The sequence below is a fragment of the Phocaeicola sp. genome (genome assembly GCF_048170425.1).
Lineage (GTDB): Bacteria > Bacteroidota > Bacteroidia > Bacteroidales > Bacteroidaceae > Phocaeicola.
On the sequence record NZ_DBEXBB010000090.1, the window covers coordinates 1 to 5019 of the forward strand.

The following is a 5019-nucleotide window of genomic DNA, read 5'->3' on the forward strand; positions in this document are numbered from 1 at the left end:
ATAAGAAAAATAATATTTACCGTTATATTTATGCATCCATGAAGCTTCGAAGAAACGATGCGGGTCGTCGGCTCTCAATGGTTTTCCATCTTCTCCTATCACTATAACAGGACGTGGCTCCTCGGCAAACCCCAACATGTCATCCGACAGTTTTACCACTCTGCTTGGCAATGCGGGTTCATCAGGAGCAGGAAAATGCGGATTTTCAATGGCTTTGTTATCACGATAACGTTGCAACTGTCCTCCCCAAATACCTCCAAAATACATATAATAGCTTCCGTCATCATCACGGAAAACTGCCGCATCAATACTGTAACTTCCACGAATCGGATCGGGCTGAGGAATAAACGGACCTTCCGGCTTATCGCTAATGGCTACCCCCATACGGAAAATATCATTCCGGTCTTTCAACGGGAAATACAAATAATATTTTCCATCCTTGCAGGCTATGTCACAGTCCCAGAGCTGGCGTCCGGCCCAAGGAATATCAGCTACTTTCAAAGCCACTCCATGATCAACGATTTCACCATGCATCACGTCGTCAGTCGACAATACATGGTAATCATTCATGTCAAAATGGTCGCCGTTGTCATTTTCAGGGATACCTGATTCACGGTCGTGTGAAGGATAAATATACAAACGTCCGTTAAACACATGTACTGACGGGTCTGCCATGTAATCAGCAGGAAACAAATATCTTTCTTCCTTTTTCATTTTTATATTGATTTATGAGACTCCCATTGAAAGCGCCTCCAGTTAAACGTTATTTCTGTGCAACTGCTGTCGTATCCGACTGCTCATCTATCATTTTCTGTATAAATTCCTTGGGCTGATAGTTCCGGTCAAAAAGCAACGGATAGTCTCTTCTCCCCCGAATCGGGAAGTCATTCTTCCACGAATCACCATCTGTAACTCCCCATGCCGTAACACGTGTCACAATATCGGCATGTTTTTCAAAAAGCTGGAAGAATTGTTGCATTCTTTTATTCCATGCCTGACTGACAGAATCAGGAAGTTCCTGCGGATAAGGATTCAACGTTTTCTTAAACGCAACCGTATCCGAGATGTTGGCACTGCGAAGTGCGGTAGGCAGCGCACTCATATCCCATTCTGTAATCATCACCTTGACACCGGCTGAAGCAAAAGCAAGCATACTTTCTTCAAATATCTGAATATCGGGGTAATCCATTCCCATGTGTCCTTGCATACCCACTGCATCAATGCGCAATCCTTTTTCCTTCAATGAGCGGACAAGCTTCACAACTCCTTCCCGACGGCCCTGTACGTCCATACCATAATCGTTATAATAAAGTTCGGCATCCGGGTCAGCCTCGTGGGCATATTGGAAGGCCAGTGGAATAAACTCTTCTCCCAGGATTTCATAAAACTTACTTTTGCGATAGGAGCCGTCTTCCACAATAGCTTCATTCACCACATCCCAGCCTTTCACCTTTCCTTTGTATCGTCCTACAACGGTCTGAATATGCGTTTTCATACGCTGTTTCAACTTTTCAGGAGAAACATTCTGACCTTTTTCATCTACGCAGAACCAGTCCGGAAGCTGAGAATGCCAAATCAAGCAATGTCCTATCACCGTCATGCCATTGTCTATTCCGAACTGCACAAAGCGGTCGGCATCCTCAAAATGGAATTCTCCCTCTTTAGGCTGAATTTCTCCGCATTTCATGCAGTTTTCTGCTACAATGGAATTGAAATGCTGCTTCACAATCTTCACCGCTAAAGTATCATCCCCCGACGACTGATGTACATTCAGAGCTACCCCCATTAAAAACTTGTCTTCCACAACCCCTTTTAAAGACTTCTCTAATACAACCGTATTAGAAACTTTACTACCGCAACCCATAATAAACAGGCTGCACAGCATCACTGATGCAATGTGTTTGTTCTTCATATCTTTTTCCTTGATTAATAGTCACTTTTACTTCTTCGAGCAGTTAATTCAGCCTGCATCTTCTCGTTATACTCTTTACTGATAGGATAGAAACATAATGCCACTACACCGACAAAAAAGAATGCAGCTGGAATCAGACTTGATGAAAGAATAATACCATGAACGGCTGTATCACTTTGAGCTATATCCGCTCCCGAAACATAGCCGAATCCCGACAGCAAGAAGCCTAATACAGCTCCTCCAATACCTAATCCGGCTTTCAAGGCAAACACCACTCCCGAAAAGATAAATCCCGTGGCACGACGGTAATTGATATATTCCGAATGGTCGGCCACATCTGCAATCATAGCCCAAAGCAAAGGTACCGTAGGTGCATAGGCCAAGCTCTTCAAAAAGTTCAATACGAACATCATTTCAATATCGCATTTTGAAGGGAAATAGAACAAAGCCGTAAAAATTGCCGTCAGTGCAAGACATACGATAAACGTACGTTTCTTACCATATTTGTTGGCTAAAAATTCCGATAAAAAGATTACACCGAAAAACTGGACCAGAGCTCCCACCATATTAAATACGCCAAAGCCTACTTCATATGCTTTGTCTGGAGAAGTTACAATCAACCCAAAAGCATCAAGGATATGATACCCGACTGAAGTTCCACCTTCGGTAGCTACCAATCCTATATTATCCAAGAAGGTAAACAAGGCTGCTTTATCCACATAGTTTTCAAAATAATAGTTCATGGCACTTCCCCACATGGCCAGTGTGATGAACACAAAAAGAGTCAAGACAAACATGGCACGCCAGGGCACGCTGCTCAATACATCTTTTATATCCTGACGAGTATCATTTTTCTGATTGGCAGGAGGAGTAATACGTTCTTTTGCCGAGAAAAATACAATCACCAAAAACAAGAAGCCTACGGCAGCAAACAAGGATATGGTACAGAGCCAGCCGTGTGCCTTATCGCTACCTTCCGAGAACTTGCTGACCAACGGTAAGGTAAGCCCTTGTACCACAAACTGTGCAATGGTAGAAAAGACAAAACGCACAGAAGTAATACTGGTACGTTCTTTAATATCTGACGACATGACTCCTCCCAATGAAGAATAAGGTGTATTATTAAAAGAATACATCGTCATCAACAAGGTGTATGAAATTGTAGCATACAATGCTACCAGTCCTTTTTCTTCAATGCCCGGATTGTAAAAGGCCAGTACATAGAACACCATGAAAGGAAGCGCTGTCCATAATACCCATGGACGATATTTTCCCCATTTCGTCTGCGTCCGGTCAGACAATATGCCTACAGTGGGATCTACAAATGCATCTACAATACGTGCTACCAACATCACGGTTCCTGCAATCGCCCCCTCCAGTCCAAACACATCCGTATAGAATTTAGTCTGGTAAATCATCATCATCTGGAATACCAGATTTGCGGAACAGTCTCCTAATCCATAGCCTACCTTCTCGACCATGGAAACTTTCTGATTTTGAATCTTGCTCATATCTGTTTATTATTTTTCATTCTGTATCACAGCTTCTACCAAACGAGTAGCAGCAGTTTTCTTATCCAAAGGGTGAATGTCATTCCATTCTCCCGTATCACTGTTTTTTATCAAAGTGACGTGTGCATTGTCACAGGCTGTTTTCGCCTGCTGACTTCTCAACTCAGCCCATGCAGCCCTTCCCGGATCATCCGGTGCTAAGAAATCAGCTAATTCAATGATATAGAACGACAGAGTTTCATTTTTGAAAAGTGTTCTCCAGTCGGCTATCAATGCGCTGAGCAAAGAAGAATATTCGCTCCAACGACCCACATTGGACTCTCCTTGATACCACACTACACCTTTGAACGTATAATGACGTAATGGATAAATCATACCATTATACAAGCCGACAGGAGTGTAATGGAATGCTGTAGAAGAAGGAGAAGGGGGCATCACCGTACCTATTTTGTGCTTCCATCCCCCTTCCAGATTTACTTCTTTCCCGTCACAAATCAACTTATAAGGCTTTTCCTTTACAAAAGAAGGACGTCCTCCATAACTAAACAACCGTACGGTAAGCTGATTTTTTCCCTTCTTCAGGAACTTGGAAGGCACTTTGTACATACGAGGAGGATACTGATAGGAAACAGTACCCACAAAATGTCCGTTTACAAACACAGAGTCAGCATCCACAATGCATCCTAAACGCAGAACAGTCTCTTTTCCACTCCAGTCCTCAGGCACAAAAAAGTCTTTCCGAAACCAATGTACCCCGTTCAAAGGGCGGCCATTACGAATAGCCCAGTTATCCGAAAACATATCTACCTGTTCCCAATCCGAATCATCATAGTCCTCCGCATACCATGGTGTCACGCCCCGAAGCCCCGCATCAGACCTATATAATACCTTATTCCATGCTTGTTGATGCAGCCTTTCAGTTTCTGTTATCCGAGAAACCAATTCAGCATCTTCATATAAGGCTTTCTGATGTACATACTCCGGAAAGTTTTGTAATCCTTTTTCACTAATCCAAGCCTCTACAGGAGTACCCCCCCAGCTCGCATTAATAATACCGACGGGCACATTAGTCTTTTCTTCCAACAATCTGGAAAAGAAATAACATATCGCAGAAAAATCTTTTACATTTTCAGTCGTCATCGGGCGCCAGGTTACGGGATGAATATCTTCTCTCTGTTGAGAAAAATCATACGAATAAGGAACTTTCACATATCGAACGGATGCATTTTCATACCCCTCTATTTCATCTGCATATTTATCCATCACCCGATTAACCGGAAGTTCCATATTAGACTGCCCAGAGCATAAAAAAACATCTCCTATAAGAATATCATTTAAAACAATGTCATTAATTGTCATAGAGTAAGGTCCTCCGGCTTTCATGGCCGGCAGTGTTACAGCCCATTTTCCATTCTCATCCGCTGCCACCTTATATTGTTTCTTTTGAAACTTTACACAAATCTTCTCAGCTGGATCAGCCGTGCCCCATATCGTCAACGGAGTATTTCTCTGCAACACCATACCGTCTGATACCAGCACTGGTAATACCACCTTAGCAAAAGCTCCAAAACCACAAGAAGCCAGCAATACTAAGCC

4 protein-coding genes are annotated in these 5019 nt (G+C 42.9%); all 4 read right to left on the reverse strand.

Annotated elements, in window-relative coordinates; all coding sequences use genetic code 11:
- On the reverse strand, positions 1–714 hold a 714-nt coding region (locus ACMJ0U_RS03705), incomplete at its 3' end, for a family 43 glycosylhydrolase (RefSeq protein ID WP_417128258.1).
- 49 nt (positions 715–763) lie between these two features.
- Positions 764–1912 carry an endo-1,4-beta-xylanase gene (locus ACMJ0U_RS03710; protein ID WP_417128260.1) on the reverse strand — a complete coding sequence of 383 codons (1149 nt, stop codon included), beginning with the start codon at positions 1910–1912 and terminating at the stop codon, positions 764–766.
- Between the two features lie 14 nt (positions 1913–1926).
- Positions 1927–3423 carry an MFS transporter gene (locus tag ACMJ0U_RS03715; RefSeq protein WP_417128262.1) on the reverse strand — a complete coding sequence of 499 codons (1497 nt, stop codon included), beginning with the start codon at positions 3421–3423 and terminating at the stop codon, positions 1927–1929.
- A gap of 9 nt (positions 3424–3432) precedes the next feature.
- On the reverse strand, positions 3433–5019 hold a 1587-nt coding region (locus ACMJ0U_RS03720; protein ID WP_417128264.1), incomplete at its 5' end, for a sialate O-acetylesterase.

What these genes read in the sequence shown, in the direction of transcription:
- ACMJ0U_RS03710 (WP_417128260.1), bottom strand. Translation starts at nt 1,912, where the DNA reads ATGAAGAACAAACACATTGCATCAGTGATGCTGTGCAGCCTGTTTATT.
- ACMJ0U_RS03715 (WP_417128262.1), bottom strand. Translation starts at nt 3,423, where the DNA reads ATGAGCAAGATTCAAAATCAGAAAGTTTCCATGGTCGAGAAGGTAGGC.